Origin of the sequence: Alcaligenes sp. GCM10023179, assembly GCF_042653705.1 — a bacterium.
Taxonomy (GTDB): Bacteria; Pseudomonadota; Gammaproteobacteria; order Burkholderiales; family Burkholderiaceae_B; genus Alcaligenes; species Alcaligenes phenolicus.
In genome coordinates this window covers 66,864-93,335 of sequence record NZ_JBHSIQ010000006.1, presented here as the reverse complement: position 1 = coordinate 93,335, position 26,472 = coordinate 66,864, and the positions used below count along the sequence as shown (strand labels likewise).

26 protein-coding genes are annotated in these 26,472 nt (G+C 57.5%); 14 read left to right on the top strand and 12 right to left on the bottom strand.

What is annotated here, in order from left to right; translation table 11 throughout:
* The first annotated feature begins 73 nt into the window (after positions 1-73).
* The 3 genes from ACFPDR_RS17475 to ACFPDR_RS17465 all read left to right on the top strand — a co-directional run bounded on the left by ACFPDR_RS17475 (position 74) and on the right by ACFPDR_RS17465 (position 3,296).
* The gene (locus ACFPDR_RS17475; RefSeq protein ID WP_376911633.1) at positions 74-1,432 is read left to right on the top strand and encodes an MFS transporter; all 1,359 of its coding nucleotides are present in this window, start codon (positions 74-76) and stop codon (positions 1,430-1,432) included.
* Entirely contained in the window at positions 1,429-2,526 is a 1,098-nt protein-coding gene (locus tag ACFPDR_RS17470) for a porin (protein WP_376911631.1), read from the top strand. The genes ACFPDR_RS17475 and ACFPDR_RS17470 overlap by 4 nt, the downstream gene beginning before the upstream one ends.
* A 68-nt stretch (positions 2,527-2,594) precedes the next feature.
* The gene (locus ACFPDR_RS17465; protein ID WP_060186775.1) at positions 2,595-3,296 is read left to right on the top strand and encodes a GntR family transcriptional regulator; all 702 of its coding nucleotides are present in this window, start codon (positions 2,595-2,597) and stop codon (positions 3,294-3,296) included.
* On the opposite strand, the gene ACFPDR_RS17460 is transcribed toward ACFPDR_RS17465, so the two are convergent.
* Both ACFPDR_RS17460 and ACFPDR_RS17455 read right to left on the bottom strand, forming a co-directional pair.
* Positions 3,291-4,373 (bottom strand): TRAP transporter substrate-binding protein, encoded by a 1,083-nt coding sequence (locus ACFPDR_RS17460; protein ID WP_035269413.1) that lies wholly within the window; start codon positions 4,371-4,373, stop codon positions 3,291-3,293. The genes ACFPDR_RS17465 and ACFPDR_RS17460 overlap by 6 nt on opposite strands.
* 74 nt (positions 4,374-4,447) lie before the next feature.
* Positions 4,448-5,287: a class II aldolase/adducin family protein gene (locus tag ACFPDR_RS17455; RefSeq protein WP_060186776.1), complete on the bottom strand. Its 840-nt coding sequence runs from the start codon at positions 5,285-5,287 to the stop codon at positions 4,448-4,450.
* A gap of 169 nt (positions 5,288-5,456) precedes the next feature.
* Here ACFPDR_RS17455 and ACFPDR_RS17450 point away from each other — a divergent pair, with 169 nt between their 5' ends.
* The 7 genes from ACFPDR_RS17450 (at position 5,457) to ACFPDR_RS17420 (ending at position 13,376) form a co-directional block, all read left to right on the top strand.
* On the top strand, positions 5,457-6,362 hold the full coding sequence (locus tag ACFPDR_RS17450; protein WP_045930481.1) for a LysR substrate-binding domain-containing protein: 906 nt from the start codon (positions 5,457-5,459) through the stop codon (positions 6,360-6,362).
* 74 nt (positions 6,363-6,436) lie between these two features.
* Positions 6,437-7,498, top strand: a complete 1,062-nt coding sequence (gene ilvC, locus ACFPDR_RS17445; RefSeq protein ID WP_269139297.1) for a ketol-acid reductoisomerase — start codon at positions 6,437-6,439, stop codon at positions 7,496-7,498.
* Between the two features lie 34 nt (positions 7,499-7,532).
* A complete protein-coding gene (locus tag ACFPDR_RS17440; protein WP_376911628.1) occupies positions 7,533-9,038 on the top strand; it encodes a Rieske 2Fe-2S domain-containing protein in 1,506 nt (501 codons plus the stop codon).
* 53 nt (positions 9,039-9,091) lie between these two features.
* The gene (locus tag ACFPDR_RS17435; RefSeq protein ID WP_376911626.1) at positions 9,092-10,102 is read left to right on the top strand and encodes a PDR/VanB family oxidoreductase; all 1,011 of its coding nucleotides are present in this window, start codon (positions 9,092-9,094) and stop codon (positions 10,100-10,102) included.
* Positions 10,103-10,271: 169 nt separating this feature from the next.
* Positions 10,272-10,865: a TRAP transporter small permease subunit gene (locus tag ACFPDR_RS17430; RefSeq protein WP_268378714.1), complete on the top strand. Its 594-nt coding sequence runs from the start codon at positions 10,272-10,274 to the stop codon at positions 10,863-10,865.
* Positions 10,862-12,631: a TRAP transporter large permease gene (locus ACFPDR_RS17425; RefSeq protein ID WP_376911624.1), complete on the top strand. Its 1,770-nt coding sequence runs from the start codon at positions 10,862-10,864 to the stop codon at positions 12,629-12,631. The genes ACFPDR_RS17430 and ACFPDR_RS17425 overlap by 4 nt, the downstream gene beginning before the upstream one ends.
* Before the next feature lie 70 nt (positions 12,632-12,701).
* Entirely contained in the window at positions 12,702-13,376 is a 675-nt protein-coding gene (locus tag ACFPDR_RS17420; protein WP_026483969.1) for a GntR family transcriptional regulator, read from the top strand.
* Between the two features lie 86 nt (positions 13,377-13,462).
* On the opposite strand, the gene ACFPDR_RS17415 is transcribed toward ACFPDR_RS17420, so the two are convergent.
* From ACFPDR_RS17415 to ACFPDR_RS17400, 4 genes are read right to left on the bottom strand one after another with little or no spacing between them, the layout of a single operon-like run.
* Positions 13,463-14,899 (bottom strand): FAD-dependent oxidoreductase, encoded by a 1,437-nt coding sequence (locus tag ACFPDR_RS17415; RefSeq protein ID WP_376911621.1) that lies wholly within the window; start codon positions 14,897-14,899, stop codon positions 13,463-13,465.
* Entirely contained in the window at positions 14,892-15,182 is a 291-nt protein-coding gene (locus ACFPDR_RS17410) for a (2Fe-2S)-binding protein (protein ID WP_080655528.1), read from the bottom strand. Before ACFPDR_RS17410 ends, ACFPDR_RS17415 begins: the two co-directional genes overlap by 8 nt.
* A complete protein-coding gene (locus ACFPDR_RS17405; protein WP_376911619.1) occupies positions 15,175-16,404 on the bottom strand; it encodes an NAD(P)/FAD-dependent oxidoreductase in 1,230 nt (409 codons plus the stop codon). Before ACFPDR_RS17405 ends, ACFPDR_RS17410 begins: the two co-directional genes overlap by 8 nt.
* A gap of 43 nt (positions 16,405-16,447) precedes the next feature.
* Positions 16,448-16,984: a helix-turn-helix domain-containing protein gene (locus tag ACFPDR_RS17400; protein ID WP_026483973.1), complete on the bottom strand. Its 537-nt coding sequence runs from the start codon at positions 16,982-16,984 to the stop codon at positions 16,448-16,450.
* A 360-nt stretch (positions 16,985-17,344) separates the two neighbouring features.
* On the opposite strand from ACFPDR_RS17400, the gene ACFPDR_RS17395 reads away from it, so the two are divergent.
* From ACFPDR_RS17395 to ACFPDR_RS17385, 3 genes are all read left to right on the top strand, one after another.
* Positions 17,345-18,259 carry a Rid family hydrolase gene (locus ACFPDR_RS17395; protein WP_268378727.1) on the top strand — a complete coding sequence of 305 codons (915 nt, stop codon included), beginning with the start codon at positions 17,345-17,347 and terminating at the stop codon, positions 18,257-18,259.
* A 43-nt stretch (positions 18,260-18,302) separates the two neighbouring features.
* Positions 18,303-19,226, top strand: coding sequence for a dihydrodipicolinate synthase family protein (locus ACFPDR_RS17390; RefSeq protein WP_268378730.1), 924 nt, complete (start codon positions 18,303-18,305; stop codon positions 19,224-19,226).
* Between the two features lie 165 nt (positions 19,227-19,391).
* Positions 19,392-20,576 carry a porin gene (locus tag ACFPDR_RS17385; protein ID WP_268378731.1) on the top strand — a complete coding sequence of 395 codons (1,185 nt, stop codon included), beginning with the start codon at positions 19,392-19,394 and terminating at the stop codon, positions 20,574-20,576.
* Positions 20,577-20,720: 144 nt separating this feature from the next.
* On the opposite strand, the gene ACFPDR_RS17380 is transcribed toward ACFPDR_RS17385, so the two are convergent.
* The 6 genes from ACFPDR_RS17380 to ACFPDR_RS17355 form a co-directional block, all read right to left on the bottom strand.
* The gene (locus ACFPDR_RS17380) at positions 20,721-21,176 is read right to left on the bottom strand and encodes a GFA family protein (protein WP_060186784.1); all 456 of its coding nucleotides are present in this window, start codon (positions 21,174-21,176) and stop codon (positions 20,721-20,723) included.
* Between the two features lie 67 nt (positions 21,177-21,243).
* Entirely contained in the window at positions 21,244-21,534 is a 291-nt protein-coding gene (locus ACFPDR_RS17375) for a DNA-binding protein (protein ID WP_239054931.1), read from the bottom strand.
* Between the two features lie 181 nt (positions 21,535-21,715).
* A complete protein-coding gene (locus ACFPDR_RS17370; protein WP_376911614.1) occupies positions 21,716-22,546 on the bottom strand; it encodes an alpha/beta hydrolase in 831 nt (276 codons plus the stop codon).
* Between the two features lie 7 nt (positions 22,547-22,553).
* Positions 22,554-23,588, bottom strand: coding sequence for a TRAP transporter substrate-binding protein (locus tag ACFPDR_RS17365; protein ID WP_336973769.1), 1,035 nt, complete (start codon positions 23,586-23,588; stop codon positions 22,554-22,556).
* A gap of 39 nt (positions 23,589-23,627) precedes the next feature.
* The gene (locus tag ACFPDR_RS17360; RefSeq protein WP_083055131.1) at positions 23,628-24,917 is read right to left on the bottom strand and encodes a TRAP transporter large permease; all 1,290 of its coding nucleotides are present in this window, start codon (positions 24,915-24,917) and stop codon (positions 23,628-23,630) included.
* Entirely contained in the window at positions 24,917-25,399 is a 483-nt protein-coding gene (locus ACFPDR_RS17355) for a TRAP transporter small permease (protein ID WP_035269473.1), read from the bottom strand. The genes ACFPDR_RS17360 and ACFPDR_RS17355 overlap by 1 nt, the downstream gene beginning before the upstream one ends.
* Before the next feature lie 478 nt (positions 25,400-25,877).
* Between ACFPDR_RS17355 and ACFPDR_RS17350 the strand changes: the two genes are divergently transcribed.
* On the top strand, positions 25,878-26,345 hold the full coding sequence (locus ACFPDR_RS17350) for a GNAT family N-acetyltransferase (protein ID WP_060186788.1): 468 nt from the start codon (positions 25,878-25,880) through the stop codon (positions 26,343-26,345).
* Positions 26,346-26,472 lie beyond the last annotated feature (127 nt).

Sequence of the window (26,472 nt, the reverse complement as noted above, 5' to 3'; positions counted from 1 at the left end):
TATGAAAATGAATATATTCACAAAAAATGAGTTCAACTGAATTCACTTACTGCGATTACCAATAAGGACTATCATGAGACAACAATCGCGCCCCGCGGACCCGGCTCCCTCCAAGGCCGAGGATCTGCTTTTCGGCAAAATCCTCTGGCGGCTGATGCCCATCTTGTTCATCAGCTACATCGTTGCCTACATCGACCGCGTCAACGTGGGCTTTGCCAAGCTGCAAATGCTGCAAGACCTGAATTTTTCAGCCGAGGTCTATGGCCTGGGTTCGGGCATCTTCTTTGTGGGCTTTTTGTTGTTCGAGATCCCCAGCAACCTCTTGCTGTACCGCTTTGGTGCCCGCGCCTGGCTGACACGCATCATGGTCACCTGGGGCATCCTGTCCGTGTTGACCATGTTCGTCACCACCCCCACACAGTTCTATATCGTCCGCTTCCTGTTGGGCGTGGCGGAAGCCGGCTTTCTGCCTGGCGTGGTGTATTACCTGGCGCAATGGTTCCCCCCACAACGCCAGGGCCGCGTCATGGCGACCTTGGTTACTGCCGCTGCTGCGGGCGGCATGATCGTAGGCCCGCTCTCGGGCTGGATCATGGATGTGTTTTCAGAGTCCCAACACCTGCATAACTGGCAATGGCTGTTCCTCTTGCAGGGGCTGCCCGCTGTCTTTGTAGCGGCCTTGCTGTGGGCGACCTTGCCCAACCGTCCTGAAGACGCCAAATGGTTGAGCCAGGAAGAAAAAACCTTGCTGCACACCCTGAACCAGGACGCGCAACGCGAGCTGCCGCGCAAGGACAAAATTGCTGAAGTGCTGGGCAAACCCAATGTGTGGTGGCTGGCCTGCGTGCTGCTATCCCTGAACCTGGGCATTTATGCGGTGATCTTCTGGACGCCCACCATCATTCAGGAAGCCGGTATCAAGAACCTGACCCACATTGGCTATATTGCCGCCTTGCCCTATGCTGCCTCGGCTCTGGCCATGCTGATTCTGGGCCGCTCATCCGACTACTTTGGGGAACGTCGCTGGCACTTGGCCATTGCCTGCGCCGGTGGTGCTATCGGCCTGCTGATGACTGCCCTGGCACCGGACCCGACCGTGCGCATTATTGGCGTCATCATCGCCACGGCCATGTTCATTGGCGGCACACCCCTGGTCTGGGCCTTGGGCGGTAATTTCATGAGTGGCCGCGCCGCTGCAACCGGCTATGCCCTGATCAATGCGGTTGCAGCATTGGGCGGCTTGTTTGGCCCCTACGCCATTGGGCTGGCACAAGAAATGAGCGGCAGCACCAGCACCGCTGTATTGACCATTGCCGGTCTGGCCGTACTGGGTGGTTTGTGTGTCTTTGCCCTGCCATCTGCCCGCCAGCAAAACGCCCTGGATCAGGCTGCCAAACTGCACGCTGTCCCCAGCAAAGGCGGTGCCCAATGATGCGCCGTCACGTCAAAATCGCCTTGGCTGGCTGTGTTGGACTGGCTACGCTGATCGCCAGCTCCAGCGCCACGGCACAAACCGGCGACAACGTCACCTTGTACGGCATTCTGGATGCAGGCCTGACCTGGATCAGCAATGCCAACGGCCCCTCCAAAACCACGCTGGATACCGGCGTCATGCAAGGCAACCGATTGGGTCTGCGTGGCTCCGAGTCGATGGGCAATGGTTTGACCGCCATCTTTCAACTGGAAAACGGCTTTTCCGTGGCGACTGGGGAAGCAGGGCAAGGCGGCGCCCTGTGGGGCCGACAAGCCTGGGTGGGCCTGAAATCCGATTATCTGGGCAGCATCAAGCTGGGCAGACAATACGATTTCTTCACCGACACCTTGCAGGCCTTTTACACCCCCACCTGGTCGGCAGGCGGCTATTCCAACAGCCCTCTGGACAACGACCGCATGAGCGGCCAGCGGGTCAATCAATCGGTGAAATACGTAACGCCTTCCTTTGCCGGTGTTGAACTGGGTGCCATGTACGGCTTCCCGGAACGACGCGAAGGGCAGGCACAAACCGGGCGCACCATCAGCTTTACGGCCAACTACAAGAACGGCAACTTTGCGACCGGTGCCGCTTATACCGAAGTACAGGAAGCCAGCCTGGACATCAGCCCGCTGACCGGCGGTGGCGCGCCTCATCGCGTCGGCGGCCGTTACCTGCGCGACTGGGGCATAGGAGCAAACTACGCCTTCGACAAAGTGACCATCTACGGTGTGTTTTCACAAGCCCTGTACGTGGCTCCCGATGGCCAGCAAAAAAACCATACCTTCCGCAACTATCAGCTGGGTTTTGCCTGGCGCGCCGCACCCAATCTGGTACTGGGACCGGGCTATGGGCTGACCACCCTGGGATCGAACAAATACCACCAACTAAACCTGACGGCCGACTACTTCCTGTCCAAGCGCACGGATATTTATACCCAGGCCATCATCCAGCACGCGCAAGGCGAGGGCGCGACGGCCAACGTAATCAGCATGCCCAGCTCCACGGGGCGTAATCAGACCTTGTTCCGGGTGGGGATACGAACCAAGTTCTAGGCACAAACCCGATCAGCGCAGCGGGGTCTGTACGATACAATCATCCATTCTTTTCTGATCGGTTTCGTATGGCGACTTCGACTGGTAAATCCACACAGGCAAGCAAGGCAGAAACGCTGGTAGACACCATTTACCGGGACACCCGCAAGCGTTTGAATGCAGGCGACTGGCACCCCGGCGACCGCCTGCTGGATTACGAATTGGCCGAGCGCTTTGGTTGCACCCGCATGCCCGTGCGCCAGGCCCTGCTACGACTGGTCAACGAAGGTTTATTGAACAGCACCACACGGGGATTTCAGGTCCCCGTGCTGACCGACGCCATGGTGCGCGACATCTTTGAGTTGCGCCGCATTCTGGAACCGGCTGCCGCCGCCCTGGCCGTCAACATTGCCGACCGCGATCAGTTAAATGCCGGTCTTAGCAAAGCCATTGATCTGGCTAAAGTAGCCATGGTGCACAAAGACGCCGCCCTGATGTTCAGCGCTAACGCCAGCTTTCGTCAGGCCTGGCTGCAATGCGTACACAACGAGCGCCTGCTGGACGCCATCGCCATGTCCGCCGACCACGCCAACCAGGTGCGCTTTGCCAATACCAGCGATACCGATAACTACCAGGCCACGGTAGAGGCGCTGGAAAAGCTGGGCAAAGCCCTGACCAGCGGGGATCCGGAGTATGCGCGTACCGAGATGGTGGGATTCTTGAAACTGGCGGAGGCTTCGTATTTCTTGCGTAGGCAGCAAATCGATTCAGCCCCCGCCTTCGGATCATAAAGACACGGACTGCATGTACTGATCAAAGCGCGCTTCCGCGAAGCGGAACCACAGCAGCTCATCCTTCTGGAACGCACGGTAATCCGCATAAATCGTTCGCCATTGCGGATTGCTGGCATTCAGTTCGGCATACAGTTCCTCGCTCGCCTTGAATGAGGCATCCAGCACTTCCTTGGAGAAAGGCAGGACCTTGGCTCCCTGACCAACCAGTTCCTTCAAGGCGCCTGGGTTACGGGCATCGTATTTCGCCTGCATATCCAGATGCGCATACGTGCTGGCTGCCGCGACAATATCTTTGTAGTGCTGCGACAAACCGTCATACGCTTTCTTGTTGACCAGCAGATCCAGCCCTACTGAACCTTCCCACCAGCCTGGGTAATAGTAATAGGGCGCAACCTTGTGAAAGCCCAGTCGCAAATCATCATACGGCCCCACCCACTCGGCGGCATCAATAACGCCTTTTTCCAGTGCCTGGTACACCTCGCCACCGGCGATGTTTTGCGGAATACCGCCCAGCTTCTCGATAACTTTGCCTGGCAAACCACCGATACGAATCTTCAGGCCCCGTATGTCCTCCGGGGTATTGATCTGCTTGCGAAACCAGCCGCCCATCTGCACACCACTGTTGCCACAGGGGAAGTTGACGATGTTGTAGTTGGCATAAAAATCACGTGTCAGCTTCAAGCCATTGCCGTGATACATCCAGGCCGTCAGCTGGCGAGAGTTCATGCCAAATGGAATGGCACAGCTCAAGGCAAACGCCTCATTCTTGCCAAAGAAATAGTAGGGCGCCGTGTGAGCCGCTTCCACCGAGTTCTGTTCCAGCGCATCGACTACACCCATGGCCGGCATCAACTCCCCACCCGCATGCACGGAGATATTGAACTTGCCATCGCTTAGCTCGCGCACTTTCTGCGCAAAAACTTCTCCTCCGCCATAAATCGTATCCAGGTGCTTGGGAAAGCTCGATGCCAGTCGCCAGCGCAAATTCTCTTGCGCCTTGACGACCGCAGGGGCCATGCCACTGGCCACAATGCCGGCCAGGCCGGTCAATTTCAGCATTGCTCGTCGTTCCACGCTTGTGTCTCCTCGTTTTATTTATGCAAAGTCAGCAGCTTGCCCCCAACGGATCAAGCTGCTTGCGGGACGGATCAATCAAACATATCGGGCTGGGTGCGCAACAGGTTTTCCCAGATCGGCTGAAAGTGCAGCCAGCCAATGTATTCGCTCCCTACGTGCTCACGGCTGTAACGGGCACGTTCGGGGGTCACCAGTGTTGGCGTCATGCCGGTTGCAGCAATCATCAATTGCTGCTGGCAGCAGCGTTCCAGCGCAATGAACCAGAAGGCGGCGGCTTCAATGCTGTGACGGCTGGCCGTCAGCAAACCATGGTTCTGGTGAATGGCTGCCTTGACGCCCGCAAAGGCATTAGCCACTTTGTGACCAGCCTTGGTTTCCACGGCAACCTGACCCGCTTCTTCGCGAATGACAACATGGTCTTCAAAAAAGGCGGCGGCATCCTGCGTAATAGGCAGGATTTCCTGGCCCAGTGAGGCAAACGCAGTGCCATAAACCGTATGGGCATGGCACATGGCAACGATGTCGGGATGTGCTTCGTGAACCGCAGCATGCAGGACAAAGCCGGCACGGTTCACCGCGTAATCGCCTTCCACCACTTTGCCTTCGTGGTCCGCCAGAATCAGGTTCGAGACCTTCACATCGGCAAAGTGCACGGCCATGGGATTGGTCCAGTACAGGCTGGGATGCTCGGGGTCGCGAATGGTCAGATGGCCTGCAAAACCATAGTCCAGACCATGCAGGGCAAAGGCACGGCAGGCGGCCACCAGGCGCTGCTTCAAATGCGTGCGCGCTTCTTCAAAAGACTCAAACTGGGGCTCTTCGGGATAGATCAGGCCCTGCTGCTCGGGCTGGTAAATGGACTTTCGGCCCGTCATGGCCAAAATTTCATTGATATCGGGTTTAGCGTTCATGGGAAGGTCTCCTTCGGGTTCGGCAAGATGTTGCGTTGCCCGCACGCCAGCCCATCCAGCGCAGCGTACGGGTGAAACGTAAAACCATGGTAGAGGTCGAAAACCATGAATGACAAACGAAGCTTTTTCAGCTATTGATTAAAAATATTCACCTGTTTAAGGCACCCTAATGCGAGCCATCCCTAATTTCGCCTGGCTACGAGCCTTTGAATCGGCCGCCCGGCTGGAGAGTTTCAGCCTGGCGGCCGATGAGCTGCACCTGACTCCTTCCGCGATCAGCCATCAGGTCAAAAGCCTGGAGACTCATCTGGGACGCAGCCTGTTCGTCCGTCACAACCGGCGTGTCAGCTTGAACAGCCAAGGCCAGGAGTTCTATCGGGAACTGACTCCCTTGCTGGACAAGCTGGCCCGGCTTTGCGAGGACACACAGGGAGAAAATGCCAGTACGCACGCCTTGACCGTGCATTGTGCACCCAGCCTGGCCGTGAAATGGCTGGGGCCACGTCTGCATGCTTTCATGCGGGAGCATCCCGGCTTGGCCATCCATCTGCGTACGGACGCCACACCGCCCGATCTGCACCAGTCCACCGACATTGACTGCGTGATCAGCTACGGACATGCCCCCAGCCACGACCCTAGGCTGGTGGTGGAGTCGCTGCACCCTGAACCGCTATTACCCTTATGCTCGCCCAAGCTCTATGCCAGTCTGGCTCTGCATCAGCCCTGGTACCTGCATTTGCCCTTGATCGATTCCACCATCAGTCCGGTCAGCTGGGCTGACTGGTTTGGCAGCAATGGCATGGCCGCCTCCCCCGGTCCACGTCTGTCCTTTGACCGCGGTGCCATGGCAGTTGCAGCAGCGGTGGATCAGTTGGGTGTCTGCCTGGAAACACAGCGCTTTGCCGAACGCGAACTGGACAATCGAGAACTAATCGTCTTGCCCGCGCCCAATGGTCGCAGCCTGCAACGCGAGATGCATTTTCTCTACTACCGCAATCACCGCGACACGCTCAAACGCGTGGAACACCTGCGTGAATGGCTGCTGCGCGAGGCCAGCCTGACCCCGATGCGCTAAGCAAAATTTCCGTCCTAGGGATTTCCCCCGACCTGCCAATTTTTCCTTGACACCTCGAATATCGCTCCACAATACTGAACTCTGTATACAGAACACAGAACTCACAAAAAGGAGGCAGTATGAAGGTGTTTTATGACAAGGACGGCGATCTGGCCCTGGTGCAGCAACGCCGGGTTGCCATCATCGGCTACGGCTCTCAAGGCCATGCTCACGCATTGAATCTGCGTGATTCTGGCGTGGAAGTGGTCGTGGGTTTGCGCCCCAACAGTGCCTCGCGTCAAAAGGCCGCCATTGCCCGTCTGGCTGTGGCCGACATCGCGTCTGCCGTTCAACAAGCCGACATCGTGATGATGCTGCTGCCTGACGAGGACATTGCCCGCGTCTACGAGCAGGAAGTCGCCCCCCATATCCGCCCCGGCGCCACGCTGGGCTTTGCCCACGGTTTCAACATCCATTACGGCCAGATCCAGCCCCGCGACGACCTGGACGTCATCATGGTCGCCCCCAAGGCACCCGGCCACACGGTGCGCTCCACCTACGTGGAAGGCGGCGGTGTCCCCCACCTGATCGCCATTCATACCGACCGCTCCGGTCAGGCTCGTGACTTGGCCTTGTCCTACGCCATCGCCAATGGCGGCGGGCGCTCCGGCGTTATCGAAACCGATTTTCGTGAAGAAACCGAAACGGATTTGTTTGGCGAGCAGGCGGTGCTCTGTGGCGGCATGGTGGATCTGGTCAAGTGTGGCTTCGAAACCTTGGTTGAGGCGGGCTATGCCGAAGAAATGGCCTATTTCGAATGCCTGCATGAACTGAAGCTGATTGTGGATCTGCTGTACGAGGGTGGCATCGCCAACCTGAACTACAGCATCTCCAACAATGCCGAGTTTGGCGAATACCAGGCCGGTCCACGCATCGTGACCGAAGACACGCGTCAAGCCATGAAAGCCTTGCTGCGCGACATCCAGGACGGCACCTATGCCAAGAATTTCATCCTGGAAAGCCGTGCCGGCCAACCTTCCTTGAATGCCCATCGACGCCTGAACCAGCGCCACCGCCTTGAAATCGTCGGCGAGCAGCTGCGCGCCATGATGCCCTGGATCAGTGCCCAGGCGCTGGTCGACCGAAAAGTTGCCTGACCCTTTCCACCATTGATCTGTACACGAGGACGACATGACCGAAAAGAAACTGATTCCCTACGGCGGCTATTACACCAACCGCATTCCTGATCACGACCCTGAGTTGACCGAAGTTGGCCCTGGCACGCCCATGGGCGAGTACATGCGCCGCTTCTGGCATCCCGTCTGCATGGCCGCGGAACTGACTGATACCCCGCGTTTTCTGAAAATCATGGGAGAAGAGCTGGTCGCCTTTCGCGACAAAAGCGGCCAGATCGGGCTGCTGCACGCCCATTGCGCCCACCGTGGCGCTTCTCTGGAGTACGGTGCCATCCAGGAAAAGGGCATTATGTGCTGCTACCACGGCATGGTGTTCGACGTAGACGGAACCTGTCTGCATGTCCCTTACCCCAAAGGCGAAGAGGCCGAGGGCGAAAAATACGCCTGCTCCATCCGCCAGGGTGCTTACAAGGCCTTCGAGCGCCATGGCCTGATTTTTGCCTATATGGGCCCACCCGATGCCGAACCTCCTTTCCCAGAATGGGAGGAAAACTTCACCGTCATGCCCGGTGATGAACTAGTGGCTTTCAGCAACTTCCAGCACTGCAACTGGCTGCAAGTACAGGACAACGCCGCTGACAACTTCCACCCCACCGCACTGCACGCTGCCAAGAACGTGGTAGGCGGCAACTACCAGGGCACCACGTTTGATGAGGTGGGCGCGGCCTCCATGGAAGTAGCCCCCGACATGCAGTTCATCCCGGTACACAATGGCCGCAGCCTGGCCTGCGCGGGTGCCCGTCGTGCCAGCAAGGACAATCTATTTATACGTGTTCAGCACCAGGTCCTGCCCAATCTGAGCCTGCATGCCTACACCTCCGAAGACGGTGCCCAGCAAAAGTTTTTCAGCCGCTTTCACATCGTGCGCTGGACCGTTCCCGTGGACGACCAGAACAGCAAGATGATTGGCTGGCGCGTCATGGGCCCTGGTATTGATACACGCGGAGTGGGCAACAAGGATATGGTGGGCTACGAGACCATCGACTTTCTGGAAGGGCAGGTTGCGATGCGCCGTCCCGAGCGCTTTGGACAATACAAGCTGGAAGATCTGCCACCCATCCCGTCCGACCACCGTGCCCGTCACAACTACAAGGAATGCCAGCAGGCACCGGGCGATTACGAGGCCATCATCAGCCAGCGCCCGATTGCGGTCCATGCTCTGGAGAACCCCACCAAGTTCGACGCCGGGCTGTACATGTTCCGCAAGATGTTGCGCGATGCCTTGCGTGGCTCCAACCCTGCCGCGACCCCCGAAGGCTTTGCCCAATGGCTGAAAGACTGTGGGGGTGCCCCCAACAGCTATTGCTCGGGCAATGTCCTGGCGATTCCCGAGTCCGAGGATTTGGCCCAGGAAGTCGCACGCCGCCGACATGCCACGCGCGAAATCGTGCGCATCCTGACCTCGGCCGACAATCTGAAAGGCTCGGAACGCGAGGCTTTCGTCAAAAAGAGCATGCAGGAACTTCAACAATCGCTCAGCGCTGTCGCTGCTGAATCCTGATCGCCTGACGCACCCGCTCCAAAGGGGGCGGGTGCCCCCATACGGAGAGCGCCATGAACGCCATTGCAGAACCCGCCACTCCCGTCCAGGCGGCTACCAACCCGGACGGGCTGCTGTCGCTGCGGATCCGGCAAATCCGCTACGAAGCGCAAGGCATCAATTCTTATGAACTCAGCTGTCCTCAGGGTGGCGAATTGCCTGCCTTCGAGGCCGGTTCCCATATAGACGTACATATTCAACCCGGCCTGATCCGCCAATACTCGCTGTGCAACCCGCCTCATGAGCGTCATCGTTACGTCATTGCTGTCCTGCGCGATGCCAATGGACGAGGCGGCTCACGCACCTTGCACGACGTCTTGCAAGTCCAGCAGCAAGTAACTGTCAGCACGCCCCGAAATCATTTCCGACTGGACCCGAATGCACGCCGCTCGATCTTGCTGGCCGGGGGTATAGGTATCACGCCCATCAAGGCGATGGCCCACTTTCTGGAATCGCAGGGCCAGCCCTTTGAATTGCACTACTGCACTCGCAGCCACGACACGGCCGCCTTTGGCTCCGAACTGCTCACATGGCAAGAGCAAGGCCGCCTGCATCTGCATCTGGACAACGGCAATCCCGCACAAGGTCTGAACCTGCAGGACTTGCTTGCCAATGCAGCTGAAGGCACCCACGTGTATTACTGCGGCCCAGCCGGTTTCATGCAAGCCTGTGCGCAGGCCAGCTCGCACTGGCCTGCCGGTTCCGTGCATTGCGAACACTTCAAGGCGCCTGAACCCGCCCCCAGTGCCAATACCCTGCCTCCCGGTGCCTTCGTGGCGCAGATTGCCAGTACCGGCCAGTGCATTGAAGTTGCACCCGATCAATCCCTGAGTGATGCCTTGACGCAAGCCGGTGTGCCGATTGCCACCTCCTGCGTATCGGGCCTGTGCGGCACATGCCGCATCAACTATCTGCAAGGCGATGTGGATCACCAGGACTACATCCTCAGTCCCGACGAGCAAAGCCATTGCCTGACCGCCTGCGTGTCACGCGCACGTTCGGGCGTACTGGTTCTGGACCTGTAAGGCCATCTCCTGGTCCTGGCTCCCGCCAGGGCACACCCCATTTACTTCGGGCACGCTCGTAGCCCAAGGAGTCAACACAGCACCTGCTACAGAGCGGCTTGCACACGGCCGCCATCAAACACTCCCCGGCAGCACAACGACGAACACAACAATATTCGCGGAGACAACAATGACTGCATTGAAAACCATGGTGGGGGGAATAGACCACCTGAACCGCTGTATCGGATTCATCATCAAATGGCTATTGCTGGCCACCACCATTCTGAGCGCCAGCAACGCCATCACTCGCAAGGCTTTTGACCTGAGCTCCAACGGCATGCTGGAAGCTCAGTGGTACCTGTATGCGGCTGTCTTTCTCTTGGGAGGAGGCTACGCATTTCTGCATAACAGCCATGTTCGTATCGACTTCGTTTCCACCCGCCTGGGGGCGCGGGGACGCAACCTGGTGGACATCGCCGGGATTGTTGTCGTCCTGATCCCGTTCTGTATTTTTGTCATCAACCTGAGCTGGGGATTTTTCACCGCCGCCTGGCATTCGGGTGAAATGTCCGGCAACGCCGGCGGGCTGGTGCGCTGGCCCGCCTACCTGCTGATTCCTGCCGGCTTTAGCCTGCTGTTGCTTCAGGGCTTGGCCGAGCTGGTCAAACGCATCCTGTTCCTGACAGGGAAAGGGCCGGACTGCATTGCCGAAGAAGGTTCCCAGGACACGCCTATTCATGTGCCTGCCGAAGCGCTATCGGCTGCACGGGAGGGCGCACGATGATTGCCACCTTTATCACGGACTACTTCGTCCCCATCATGTTCCTGAGCCTGATTGTGCTCTTGCTGACCGGCTTTCCTGTGGCCTTCGGACTGGCCGCCACCGGCCTGGTATTTGGCGTACTAGGCATTGCACTGGACCTGTTTCCGACCAATCTGTTCCAGGTTTTGCCGCTACGCATCTTTGGCATCATGCAAAACGAAACCATGCTGGCCATCCCCTTTTTCACCTTGATGGGCATCATTCTGGAACGCTCGGGCATGGCCGAAGACCTGCTTGAAACCATGGGCCAGCTCTTTGGGGCTGTCCGTGGTGGCTTGGCCGTTTCGGTTGTCCTGGTAGGGGCCCTTCTGGCCGCCTCCACTGGCGTCACATCGGCGGTGGTGATCTCCATGGGCCTGATCTCCTTGCCCGTCATGCTGCGCTACGGCTACAAACCGGAAATTGCTACGGGCGTCATCACCGCCTCAGGAGCACTGGTACAGGCATTGCCGCCGTCTCTGGTCCTGATTGTGATGGCCGATCAATTGGGCCGCTCAGTCGGAGACATGTACGCAGCGGCACTGGGCCCTGGTCTCCTGCTGCTGGTGATCTACATTACATTCGTCATTGTTCTGGCCTTGTTCCGTCCCTCCTGGATGCCCGCACTGCCAGAACAGGCCAGAAGTCAGGTGACGGCCACAGGCGCAAGTGGACGACGGTCGCTGGGCATGTTGGTCCTGCTGTGCGCCTTCATCGGGTTTACCTGGGCAGGCCTGCACAACGAAGTCATGGCCCAGGTCTTTTCCCAGCCGGCTCAGGCCCCCACGGATCAAGTGGCCATCACCGCCCTGGTTGTCGCCTCCCTGAGTGCGCTGCTGTTTGCGACGGTAAATCGCGTGACAGGATGGGGACTGCTCTCGCAACTGGCCGAACGCTTCGTCTTCGCCCTGATCCCGCCAGTCATCCTGATCTTTCTGGTCCTTGGCACCATATTCCTGGGAATTGCTACACCAACAGAAGGCGGGGCCATGGGTGCAATTGGCGCACTGATACTGGCCCTGATACGCAAACGCCTGAACTGGTCCTTGCTCAATCAAGCTCTGGAAAATACTGCCAAGCTGGCTATTTTCGTGATGTTCATCCTGATCGGCTCCACCGTCTTCAGCTTCACATTCAGTGCCGCAGACGGCCACCTGTGGGTAGAGCACCTGTTTGATGCCATTCCCGGCGGCGAACTGGGTTTTGTCATTGCCGTCAGCGCCATCATCTTTGTGCTGGGCATGTTCCTGGACTTTTTTGAAATTGCATTCATTGTGGTGCCCTTACTGGCACCCGTCGCCAACAGTCTGGGCATTGATCTGATCTGGTTCGGGATTGTCATCGCCCTGGTCCTGCAAACCTCCTTTCTGACACCCCCGTTCGGTTTTGCCTTGTTGTATTTGCGCAGCGTGGCACCCCGATCCGACTATGTGGATTCCGTTAGCCAGCAAACTATTCCAAGGGTTCGTACCCAGCAGATCTGGAAGGGCTCAGCCTACTTCGTCGTACTACAATTGCTGGTGGTAGGAATCGTCATCGCCTATCCGCAACTGGTAACGGGAGGCTTGCACAAGACAGTCAGCCTGAGCGAAGAAGAAATCCTGCTCCAGCTGAACCGTCCCGCCCCCATGCTCAGCCCAGATGCGACACAGGCAGACGATCCGCTAAGCAACCCGTTCGAGGTACAAGCGACGTCAGACCAGGACCCCATGGCTGCGCTCTTGCAATCCATGCGGACCACGCCCTGATGTAAACCCAGGGCCGCAGCCAGGCTGCGGCCTTAACTTGTTTTTTGTTTGTAGCGGAGTTCCAGACCTCATGCATGCCAAGCTTTCCGGTAAGTTGCAGGCCCGTCCACACTATGTTGACGAGGTCTATCGCATCCTGCTCGATGCCATCAGCGACGGCTCCCTGGCCCCCGGCTCGCGCATCACTCAGGAAGACATTGCCGAGCAGCTCAACGTGTCCCGCTCGCCCGTGTTGCAGGCCATCCAGTTGCTGAAAAAAGATGGGCTGCTGCAAGACGCCGAAGGGCGGGGCGTCATGGTGGCCCCGCTGGATCTGGAACATATCGGGCATCTGTACCAGGTGCGGGGTGCCCTGGAAGCGTTGGCAACCAAGCTGGCGGCACGTCAAAGTGCCGTACTGGACCCGGACCTGATCCGTCTGGGCCGCAAGGTTGCTCGCGGTCACGACGTACGCGCCATGATCGAAGCCGACGAAGCCTTTCACAAAGCGATTTACGAAGCGTCGGGCAACCCCATGATCGCCGAGAGCGCACAGGTTCATTGGGTACACCTGCGGCGTGTCATGGGGGCTGTACTGCAATCAGCAGAACAGCGTCTGTCCATCTGGGACGAACATGAAGAACTGGCTGCCGCCATTGCGTCGGGCGACGAAGCAGGCGCCCTTGCCATCTGCGAACGGCATATGCACAACGCCAGCGACAAGCTGCTGACTCGCCTGCAGGAAATACTGGAACAGCCGGTGTAAGAACAATACAAAACCAAGGACAAAGCGCCCCTGTAAAAAAAGGGGCGTTCTTCATTGCACTGTACGTCCTGTGTTAGAAGCCCCTCTTACTCCATATGCGCCAACGCCGCGACCGGCACAGGCTTCACTGGCGCTTGAGCCTTGTAAATTCCCACTTGATCTATGCCCCGGCCCAAACGACTGGCCAGCATCTGCGCCACGGTGTGTTGGCAGTAGCGCCCCTGGCACATGCCCATTCCGGTACGACAGGCCAATTTGATGCTATTGATATCCGTCACATAAGGATGAGCGTCCAGAAACTGATTCACCTCCTGTGCCGTGACTTCCTCGCAGCGGCACACCACTGTATCCGGGGTGATTGCCTGGGCCAGTGCCTCCAGCTTGGGGGCAAACAAGGCAATAACGGTGTCGGTAAAACGACGATTACGACCCAGGCGCAGTTGCAGGTCGGCAATGGTTTTTGCTATCTCTGTCACGGCCGCTGGCGGCTGCAATTCCAGCACACATTGCCACGCCGCCAGCTCACCTTGCAGATGGGCGTTGAATGCTCCTGCAATACCCGTCTGCTCTCCAGCAACCAGTACGCCTGACTGAGTACTGTGCAGCCTATCATCATGCTGCACCAGCCAGCCGCCAGCGGCACTGTCCCACCGCACGGCACAGCCTGTCTGGCGCGCCAATTCCGTACTGGCGAGCAGGCCATAACCCACGACCACCGTATCTGCCTCTACACGTCTTTGTGTGCCCGCGATGGCGTGCCAGTTTTGATCCACTTTACATAGCGTGGCAGCCTGAACGGACTCGTCACCATGGACACGCTCTATACCCGTTGCAAAGCGCAAAGGCACACCATGACGACGCAGTTTCAACAAGATCGCCAGCAGCTGTTTAACCAGCCGGGACTGTCCCGGTAGAGCACGTGTAGCGCGCAGCATTTCCTTCATGGACGGCAAACTGCGGGCGATGGCAACTTCGGCAATCTGTGCACCGGCATCCAGCAACAACTCAGCAACCAGAAGCAGCAGGGGATGGCCGCCCACCAACAGAAAACGCTGTCCCGGCATCAGGCTTTGGCTCTTGATCATGGTTTGCCCCCCACCGGCGCTCAGCACGCCCGGCAAGGTCCAACCCGGAAAGGCCACGGGCAAGTCATAGGCCCCGGTCGCAATCAACACCCGGCGGGCTTTCAGCACGGAGGCGCCCTGTGGGCCAGCAGTGCCGATCTGACGCATATGCTCATCCTGCGGGTCGTCAAAAATCCCCCACACCAGGGTACTGAAATGCCACTGCACAGCCGTGGTGGCCCGCGCCCAGGCAAACAAGCTGTGTGAAAAAGGATAGGTGTGCATGGAGTCCGGGTCCGCTGCCGCAAACTCCTCGGGTGCCTGCCGGAATACCTGTCCGCCAAAGCGCGGCTGCTCGTCCAGCACGGCCACGCTTAAACCCTGCGAGCTGGCGACTCGAGCCGCAGACAGTCCTGCCGGACCTGCCCCCACAATCAATAAATCCAGAATGTCAGACATCGTCGGCTACCTCGATCTGCATACCGCTACGTACCGTAGTCATGCAACTGCGCTGCCCCTGCACCCCGTCAATGGTCACGATGCAGTCAAAGCACACGCCCATATTGCACACCGGACGACGTGGCGCACCACTGGCGGTGCGACGAAAAGCGCCGACTCCGGCCGCCAGCAAAACCGTCGCCACGGTTTCACCGAGATAACAGGCTGTCTCATGACCATTGATTGTCACCACAGCTGGCTCGAAGCGCTGGCGTTTATGCAGCAAGCGTTGTGCGTCAGGCAAAGGTCAAACTCCTAAAACGATCAGGATCGTAGGCAGAGATATCCAGGCTGGGCGGCTGGCCCAGCATCTGCGCTACCAGCAAATGAGCGTAGGTCAAACCCAGGGTGAAGGCGGCTCCACCAGTGGCAATGAACAAACCGGGGCGGTGCGGCACTTGGCCCAGCAACGGCAGTTGATCCGACACCAAAGAGGTCACCCCGGTCCAGGAGCGCAAGACAGGCAAGGAGGCCAGTTGGGGGACGACACTGCAGGCGGTCTGTACGCTGCGTTGCAAAGAATCCAGGTTCAGACTGGGCTTGCGTTCCAGATCTGCAATCCCATTACGGTGATGCAGTGTGGAAGGCCAGCCGCCGCCAATCAGCACCGTGCCTTCAGCCGTTTGCTTCAAGGACAGACGTCGTCCCACGTGCTGGAACAGGTAATCCATAAAGGGCGCGGTGCGTGCGGTGGCCGTCATGGTCAGGGCAATCGGGCTGACAGGTAACTGCGAGCCGGTCATTTGCGCAATACGCCCGGACCAGACACCGGCCGCAATCAGAACCTGCTTGCTGCGACATTGCTCGCCACTGAGCACCTTGGCTTGCCAGTCAGAACCCACTCGCTTCAAGTCCACCACCTGGCATTGGCTAAGGATCTGCGCACCCAAAGCCCGCGCGGCGGCTGCCAGGGCCAGACTGGCGCGGCGAGGGTCGGCTTTGCCTTCATCAGCACAAAAAGCCCCCATCAGCACGGAGTCCGACAAATAGGGCGCTTTGGCTTGTAAAGCGGCCCGGTCCAGTAGCTCGACCTTCAGGCCGGCCTGGTTTTCCAGACGGCTTTTTTGTTCCAGAACCTGGGCTTGCTGTGCCGTTTCCGCCAGCATGAAGCCGCCTTTCTGACGCACGCCCACTGACACACCCAACTGATCTTCCAGGGCCCGCCAGCGGGCAATGGCGTCCACATGCAAGGGCATGGCTTGCAAGGCGCGTTTGCTGGCCTCCAGCCCCGCCTCGATCATGCGGTATTCCATCTGAAAATGCAGGCTACCCGCATTCTGGCTGGATGCCTGCAGGCCCAGCTCACCTTGTTCGATCAAGGTGACGGGCACTCCCGCCAGGCTCAAATAGTAGGCAGCGGCGCAGCCCAGCAGCCCGCCGCCAATGATCAGGACATCCGTCCGGGCGGGCAGGGTGCCGGGGGCACAGGCAGGAGGGGGGGAAAGAGAATCAGGCTTGGGGCTCATAGTGTAGTGATGCGATACACCGTTCGCCCCGGATCAAGACCAATCAGGGGACGGGCGGGGTAATCGACATGATGATTTCCGCTTCCTCCGTTCCCCGGTTCAGGTAACGGTGGCTTTGGCGTGCATCAAAGCTGATGTTCTCGCCAGCTTTGACGTCAAAACTTACCTTATCAATCTCTGCAGTAATGACACCCCGGACCACATACACACTTTCCAGGGACGGGTGCGACATATCGTCCATGGACTGTTGACCGACTTCGTAAACAGCCCGGAACACTTCCATCTCGCCATTGCCCCGGGTGAGCCGTTCATAGACGACGCCCCCACGCGGGCCACGCAACAACATGCGTTCACCAGGGCGGCTGATCCATACCGACGGCCCCTTGCTGGTATCCATGAACAAGGAAGACATGGATTCCCCAAAGATCCCGCTGAGCTTGCGCAGGGTCGTCAAACTGGGTGTGGTGACACCGCGTTCTACCTGACTGAGCAGCGTGGGCGAGAGCTTGACCATCTGACCCAACTCCCGCAGGGACAGACCCTTGGCCACGCGCAGCTCATGAAGTCGTTTGCCTATCATTCTGAAGTCCTATGTTCGTGTAGTTATGTGTAGCCGAACTTCACGAATTATAGGGTAAGAGAGGCAGCCTAATGGTGTGCAAATGCATGTTCCGAAACTGCACAAACCGTGCAGTTTCAGTGCTGAATTCTTCCAGACTTTACACGTGTGCACAAGCACTTTACACGTCACATCGATATCGACGTCACAGGCATAAATCACAAACCATTGTTTATAAACAATATTTTACCTAGGGAAAATACGTAGTCTGGTTTTTCAACAAAAAACTACAGGCCTAAAGTATTATTTAACCGTAAATTATGTGCAGTTTTATTGCACAATCTTGTATACAGCCCCCGTACGGGCATAAACGGAGACTTCATGACATCGCCTGTTTTGCCATTGGCTATTGAACAAATTGATCACGCCGCCTGGACCGTACCCGATCTGGATGCGGCCATTGCTTTTTATGAACGCCTGTTTGGTGCCCGCCAACTCTACCGTCTGGGGCCCATCAACAGTGCTGACCTGCCCCGTTCTGCGCAAGGCAAAGACTGGACCCACGCCCACCTGGACGTACCCGATGCCAATCTGGAACTGGCCTTTATGGTGCTGCCCAATGGCTTTCATATCGAGCTGTTTTCCTACGCACAACCTGCCAGCGACACCCAAAAGGCCCTGAAGTCCAACCATGTGGGTGCACATCACCTGGGTTTTCTGGTGGCCGATCTGGATCAGGCGGTTGCACAACTTGAACAGCACGGCTGCACAGTGCTGGATCGAATCGCCTTCGATTCAGGCCCCACTGCGGGAGCCCAGTTTCAATACTTCACCGACCCCTGGGGCAATATTTTTGAGCTGGTACAGCGCCGTGCGCCACTGAACGTCCCCCAGGGCCGTGAATGCGTGAATCCAGCCTCGCTGTACAACAGCACCAACTTCGGTTTTTCGCACGCTGTTGTGCAGGACAACAGCCGCACCGTGCATCTGGCCGGACAAGTCGCCTGGAATGGCGAAGGACAATTAGTAGGCGCGGGCGATCGCATCGCACAAACCCGCCAGGCTCTGCAAAACCTGAAAACCGTGCTGAAAGAAGCCGGTGCCAGCCCGCGCGATGTCGTACGTTTGCGCACCTATCTGGTCGGCCACACACCTGAAGAGCTGGGCCCGATCTGCGCACTGATCAACGAGTTTTACGAGGGGGCCGAACCGGCTGCCAACACCTTGCTGGGAGTGGCCAATCTGGCGCTGCCAGACATGCTGGTCGAGATCGAAGCCACGGCACGTCTGCCCTGAGCCAGAGGCCTCCTCTTTTCTTCAACCCATACAAGTGACACACATGAGCAAGAAACACCGGGTGAACTGGAAGGGCTATATCCCAACCATCATCACCCCTTTTGATGAAGCACGACAGCTGGATGTACCGGCACTGCACAGCATGCTGGAATGGCTGCATGCCGAGGGCATGCACGGTCTGTTTATAGGCGGCACCACCAGCGAATGGACCAGCCTGTCCAACCAGGAACGGGTAGAGCTGTTCCGCGCCAGTGCCGAGGCCATGCGCGGCAAGCTGCCTTTGCTGGCGGGCTGTACCGGCTACACACCCGCCGAAGTAGTCGCTCTTGCTCAAGAGGCCCAGGCACTGGGCTATGAAGGGGTCGTGATTGCGCCGCCCCCCTATGTACGCCCCAACGACAAGGAAATCCTGGCCTTTTACCAGCAGATCGCCAAAGAAATCACCCTGCCTATCGTGATTTACAACTGGCCTGCCGGGACCGGAATCGATTTATCGGTGGATTTGCTGGAGCAGCTGACAGATATCGATGGTGTCGTCGGCATCAAGCAATCCAGCCCCAGCATTGAGCAATTTATCAAGACGCTGTTCCGCCTGAAAGACAAGGTCCGTGTGTACGGCTTTCGCATGGATGAGCACGGCCTGTCCCTGCTGCAAAGTGTGGACGGCGACGGCACGATTGGCGCAGGCGGTGTGCTGGGCCGTTATCAGCCTGATTTTTACAACCACATCTGGCGCGGCGATATAGACGCCGCCCGTGCCTGCGGCCAGAAAGACATACAGATTCTGCAACGCTGGTACACCCCCGAGCTGATCGGCCGCTACGGCTCTTCACCCTCGGTGCTGAAAGTTGCATTCAAGATGCGCGGCGTACCCGTGCAGCCCTATGTACGCCGCCCCATTCTGGAGGTCGAGGACACCGAGATAGACGTCATACGCCAAACTTTGGTCGATCTTGAACTGATCTAAGACCCCTGCCGCGAGTACCGCCGGTACTCGCCCCACACCCCCTTCGCTGGTACACGGCGCAGGCACTTTGCCCTGCCTGCTTTGTTGCGCCTGTTTCTTGCTGCATCACTTGCGGTAGGGGGATTGCTGCACGCTTTTTTTATCTACCACGAAGGAGAAGAGGAATTGAAAACAAGAAATAAAACCGCGGTCAGTACGGCCCTGTTTTTACTGATGGCCAGCTCGGCAGCCCACGCATCCATCACCCTGTACGGGATTCTGGACACGGGTGTTGGTTACGACATGAACAAAGGCAATAGCAGCTACAGCCGGGACCGAACCGATGCTACCGAGTTCAAGACCTCGCGTCTGGGCCCCAACAGCGGGGTGCACTTTGGCAGCCGCTGGGGTATCCGTGGCACGGAAGATCTGGGCAACGGGCTGCAAGCCAAGTTTGTGCTGGAAAGCGGCTTTGATGTGCCCACCGGCCAATCCATTCAAGGTGGTCGCCTGTTCGGCCGTCAGGCCACACTGGGTCTGGCCGGCGAGGACTGGGGTCAGGTGGATTTCGGTCTGAAGAACAATATGCCTACCGAATACTTCAGCATGGCTCACCCCTTGGGTGGCGGTGGCGGGATTGTGGGCTTTGGATCGACCTTCAGCGTGGCCAACACGGTGCGTTACGACAACCAGATCCAATACCAATCGCCCACGCTGAACGGCTTTCAGTTCGGTATTGGCTATTCCTTCAACATCAACGGCAAGCAGCACTGGGATAGCGAGCGCCCGGATGGCACCAACAGCAAGGACAACAACATCCGTGCAGTGACCACCGGCCTGCGCTACAACAACGGTCCCTTGAGCGCCGCTCTGGTGTACGACCAACTGCACATCAATAAACAGTCTGCCAGCGGTGCACGTCCTGCTGCCGACTCTACCCGTGTCAGCGCCTGGGCAGGGGCGGCCAGCTACGACTTTGATGTGGTCAAAGTGTTTGCCGGCATCGGCCAGACTCGCGACGGCCTGTTCGCCACCCAGGTCTTTGGCCTGAGCAACGTCACCAACCCGCTGCCTTCCTTTGCAGCAGTGCCAGGCCTGCGGATCAACTCCTACTCTTTTGGTGTGACCACACCATTGGCAGGCGGCCGCTTCTCGCTGGGCTGGAACATGGCAGATCCACGCAACTTGCCAGAGAGCATTACCGGCCCCAATGCGCAGACCAAACGTCAGCATGTGTACTCGGTGGGTTATCAGTACGACCTGTCCAAGCGCACCATGGTGTACGTGTACGGCGGCTATGCACAGAACCTGACCTTCCTGCCAGACGCACGCGCCACACAGCTGTACGTAGCCTTTAACCACAAGTTCTAAAGCGGGACGCCCCTTCGGGGGCCACACCCTGACTCGCTGTACTGTTTTTCCGTAGATACGCGATTCTGTTCCGCGCTATCTGTTTTTATACGCCCCTCTACGCTAGCCGTAAGGGGCGTTTTTTTAACCACCGGGCACGCAACGTCAGTCGTCCTGCGCCTGGGGATTTGCCTGATAACGCAACCAGCCAGCAATCACACTGCCACCGCCCGGACGATCCTTGGGATGACTACGGCCTTCATTAACCGGTACTTCTTCAAAGTCGAAGGGGCTCATGCCCTCAATACAGGCTACGTTCACTCCATACTGCTCCGGGTTGGAACGGCGCTGATGGAAGGTATAAATCCCGCAATGCGAACAGAAATAATGCCGGGCCTGCCCGGTGTTGAACTGATAAAGCGTCAGTGCATCCTGCCCTTGCTCCACCTGAATATCGGCCAGGTTAGCCGACACCGCCACCGCGCCACGCATGCGGCAATAGGAGCAATTGCAACGGCGCGCCGAACGCAGACCATCGGTCAGCTTCACATTGAAACGAACGGCTCCGCAATGGCAGGCCGCTTTATGCACAGGGCGAGTATCAGGGGTGTTTTCAGTCATGAATGGCTTTGAATCACAATAAGTCCAGGGCGGGAAATGTCATGCTAAATCATGATCCGCCAGAAGCCTACAAAGGCTGCACCGCAAGACGCAGGCCCATTGCCTTCAAAATGGCCGTCAGGCTGCTCAAGGCCGGATTCCCCTTGGGGGACAAGGTCCTGTAAAGCTGCGTCGGATTTAACTGCGCCTGCTCGGCAACTGCCTGCACACCACCAAAAACCTGTGCCAATTGACGCAACACGATCAGGAGTTCGGCCTGATCCCCGTCCTCCAAAATCTGATTGATAGTCTCTAATGCCAAGGCCGGATCACTGCGATACAGATCGGCCATAGCCTCATCATGTGATCTGCTTCTCATGGTCTTTTCTCTCCTGCCAGTCCTGCCAATAAATAAGCGCCCCATGCGGTCTTTCTGCGTTAATTTTCGTTTAAAGACGAATTATTAACAATGAACAAAGTTAAAGAGAATCAAGCAGGCACAAAAAAACCGGGCCAAAGGCCCGGTAAAAGTGGTGTGTCTAATGAAAGACAGAGATAACTCAATTCCTTGCCAGCGCAACCAGACGCGCTGACAGTACGGATTCTTTATCGGCCAAGGCCGCGATCACGTTGTAGTGATTTGTTCCCGGCAGGCTGCGGTACACCGCATCCACTCCTTGCCTGGACCAGGCCTTGGCCAGTTCCTGGCTTTGACGATGAAATTCCGAGGTTTCGTCACCGCCTACCCAGGCCTCGAAAGGCTGTCCATTGGCAGGGGCAGGCCAGAACAAGGGGCTGGAGGCTCGGGCGGTATCGGCATTGAGCTGCAAGGCATCATTGATGCCGATATGCGTCAGCGGTTCCAGGTCATACAAGCCGGACAAACCCAGGCCCGCCTGCAACATGTCGTGGGGCAGGTCCGGTGCAAAACCGGGCCAATCCGTAGCCAGCAGGCAAGCTGCCAAGTGGCCCCCTGCCGAGTGTCCTGCCACCACGATCGGACGCTTGAAACGTCGCCAGACCGTCGCGCAAGCCAGGCGCAGCTCATCAATGATCTGCGCCACGCTCGCCTGCGGGCACAAGGTATAGGTAGGCAATACCGTAATCAGGCCGTTATCCACGCTGCCTTGTGCCAGATGGCTGAAACGACGCTGGTCCATGGACTGCCAATAGCCACCATGAATGAACATCAGCACCGCCGCATCCGGGCGCTCCACAACCGGAAAGTGAATGTCCATGACATTACGCGTTTCCGGGCCGTAAGGCTGATTGGCTTCATGACGCGAACCAGCCCGAAACTGCTCGGCCAACCCCGACCACGAGGCCACAATCTCCTTGTGATCGGGCACATGCCAACTGGCGTTGTATTCACTTTCCAGATGCTGTGTCATGACGGGCTTAGTCCTTGGGAACGCCCAATTCAGCAGCCACGCGATCCAGCTCGGCACGGTAGAAGTTCAGCGCTTCCTGAGCCTCCACACCCTTGGCCTCGCTTAACCATTGCTGCTCAATCACCGCCAGCTTGGTCTTCATGGCTTCCAGCTGCTCGCCTTCAATACGGTGCACCTTGATGCCTTCAGCGCTCAAGCGATCAAAAGCCGCCATATTGTTCTTTTGCCAGATACCCGAGAAACGCTTGACCAGTACTTCACCCGACAAGGCATCAATCGCGGCACGGTCGGCCTCGCTGATACGCTGCCAGCTGCGCTCGTTAACCACCATGAACTGACTGGAGGCAGAGAAACCACCGGGCAAGACGAACAAGTTCGGCATGAAGCGCGCCAGATTGAAGTCGATCACCGTGGTGTAGTTCTGGAACATGCCATCAATAATGCCGCGCGAAATCTGGTCATAGGCTTCGGTCAGCGTCGAGGAAATCGACACCAGGCCCAGCAGCTTGGCGATACGCTCCACCAGCACACCGGGAATACGGATCTTGGTGCCATCCAGCTTGTCCAGGCTGTCTACCTTGGCGGCTGTCCACAACTGGTACGAGCCAGGAACCCACGCGCCCAGCAATTTGGTGCCGGCGTGCTCGTTCTTGCCCATGAAGTACTTCTGATAAGTACGCCAGTAGGCCAGCGAGTTCACCTGAGCGTTCTCGGCCGTCATGGGCAACTCCACCATTTCCGTCAACTTGAAACGCTCCGGGGTGTAGGAGTGCACACCAATGGTCATGTCCGCCACACCATTACGCACCAGATCGTAGTGCGAAGCCGGGGTGCCCAGAGGCGGCAAAACCTGAATCTTCACCCGTCCTTCCGTTGCCTGTTCCACATCCTTGGCCCAAGGGTTCAACATCTCGGTCACCATGGGATGGGTGGGTGGCAACCAATTGGAAAAACGCAGCGTGACGTTTTGTGCCTGAACGCTGGTGCTGGCTGCCAGGGCGACTGCCGCTACCCCCACCCATTTGCTAACTTGCTTAATCATGCTTATTCCTTCGAGAAAATCAGATTCAATAAAAATGGCTTACATCAATGAGGGCAGAAACAAAGCAATGCCGGGAATGCCAATCAAAAGCGCCAGGCGCAGCAGATCAGCAAAGACAAAATAGATAACGCCGCGGTAAATAGTGCTGAGCGACATGGACGGCACCACGGAATTGAGCACAAACACGTTCATCCCCAAGGGCGGTGTGATCAGACCCACTTCGATCAAGGTGACCACCAGAATGCCGAACCAGATCGGGTCCAGACCCTGGTTGATGATTAGCGGGTAAACAATGGGCAAGGTCAGCAAGAGCATGGACATACCTTCCAGCATGCAGCCCAGGACCAGGTACAGCACCACAATGCCCAGCAAAATGCCCCAGCCCGGCAAGTCCCATTGCTGGACCGCATCGGACAACAGGGCGGTAAAGCCGGCCACGTTCACAAAGGTGGTGAAGATCTGTGCCCCCACCATAATCACGAAGATGGCGGCACTGGTCATGGCGGTTTCACGCAAGGCACCCATCAAGCTCTGCCAGGAGAACTTGCGACGCCAGATCATGATGAGCAGGGCACCGACCGCACCAATACCGGCCGCTTCAGTCGGCGTGAACAAGTTGCCGTAAATCCCGCCAATCACCAGCAGGAACAGCAGCAAGACCGAACCCACACTCTTCAAGCCGCGAATACGTTCGATCCAGGAGCTGCGCTCGCCCGCGCCAGCCAGGCCGGGTGTCATGCGAGTGGCCACCATAACCGCGCCTATGTACAGCACCATGCCCAGGATGCCCGGCAATACAGCCGCAATGAACAGCTTGCCGATGTCATTGCTGGTCAGCACGCCATAGACAATCAGGGGCACGCTGGGCGGGATCATGGCACCCAAAGTACCGGCCGAGGCAATAGCGCCGCCTGCCAGGGAATCGGCATAGCCGTAGCGCTTCATGGAGGGATAGGCGACCCGGGCCATGGTGGCCGTCGTCGCAAAGCTGGAACCGCATACGGCCGAGAACATGCCGCCCGACAGCACTGTGGCAATGGCCAGACCGCCACGACGATGACCGACAAAGCGATAGGCCAGATCGAACAGGTCTTTGGAGACATCCGCCCGTGTCACCAGATTGCCCATCAGGATGAACAGCGGGATGACGGACAAGTTGTAGTTATGAACCAGGCGATACGAGGTTTCCGCAGCCATATAGGCGGCCGGGCCCCAATCGACCACGTAAGCAAAGCCACCAATACCAACCAGAGCCATCGCCACCGCGATGGGTACTTCCAGGACCATGAGCACGATCAGGATGATCATGCCAGTGACAACGACAGTCATTATTTTTCCTCAGCGAGCTCGTCGCCGTCGGCACTGAACAGTGCGGCCAGCGTGGATAGGGCGCACATTGCCGCTGCAAAATAGGCAAAAGGCGCCAGGGGCAGGTCCGCAAAAACCGCGCGCGAATTGGTCTGTGCAAACTGCACACCCAGGGCCCACAGGTGGTAAGCCAGAAAGGCCATCAGCACGCCTGTCGCCACGCGACTGCACCAACGCAACAGACCTTGCACCAGCACGTTCTTGCCCACCAGAGAGCGCAGCAGGGACACTTTGACGTGCTTGCCACTCAAGGTGACAAAGGGCAGGGCGGCAAACACCATCACCCCGACCAGCACCTCGGTTAATTCAAAAGCGCCTGACAGCGGCCGCACGAAGCTGCGCATCATGACATCGGCAAAGGCCACCGCCATCAAGGCCAGAATGGCCAGTGCGGACAGCCCGAACATCCAACTACAAACATGACGCAAGAAACGGGTCTGCATCAATCTCCTCCCCTCTATAGGCATTGCGTGTAAATTTCAGTGCCTCGTGTAAATTTCGTGCATTAAATGTACACAAAATTTGCCCAAAAACAGTGTGATATTACTTTAAACCTCTAGTTTTTTGAAAAAAACAAGCTTGGGGTTTTCCATTAAATATTTATAAAAAACCTGAATGCACAAGGGTTTCAGAGCCTCATTCTGAAACCCGGGAAAAGAGCTTGCAGGAAAAAGACGGTCGTAAAGTACGTGCACAAATACTTTACAAAAACAGGGATAAATGTACAGAAGCGGCTCTCAGGCGGAAAAGGTGTACAGGGAACGAAGCCGGACCCAAGCTTCAGGCCTGCATGAAAGCGGATTACCCCTTGTTATTGAAGGGATATTCTGAACAGAAGATTTGCCTCCTCCCCGTGCCCGGCCTACCATCAAGACGCTTCTGTTTTCGCTTCCGCTTTATTACTGACCAAGAGCCCCAACCATGCCCACCCTACGTCCCGCCCAACTTGCTGACATTGGCACGATTGGAGATATGTACGCCGAGCTATTCGCCCACATGCATCATTTGCAACCGCACTACTACCTGCAAGCACGGCAGGACGAGGGCTTTATCCAGTCCATGATCGAGTCGGACCAGGCAGCCTTGTTTGTGGCCGAGAAGGACGATCAGGCGCTGGGTTTTATTATTGTTCAGCAGCAAAAGACCCCGCCGTACAACTGCATCACGCCGCATGACTTTGCCTATGTGATTGATCTTGTCGTGACGGAATCGGCACGAGGCATGGGACTGGGCAAACTGCTGATGCAGACCGCCCAGGAGTGGGCACAAGTGCGTGGACTGGACTACATCGAGCTGGGAGTCTTGAGCAATAATCGGGGCGCTATCGCGCTATATGAGCAACTAGGCTATGAACACAACACCAGCATCATGCGCAAGGCGCTTAAATAAGGCAGGACACCGCGCCACCAGACCCTTTGATGATTGAGCAGGTACAAAAAAGCGCTCAAACACATTCTGTTTGAGCGCTTTTTTTTGACTGGTTTCCCAAAGTCAGGACATCAAAGCCTTGGCCTTG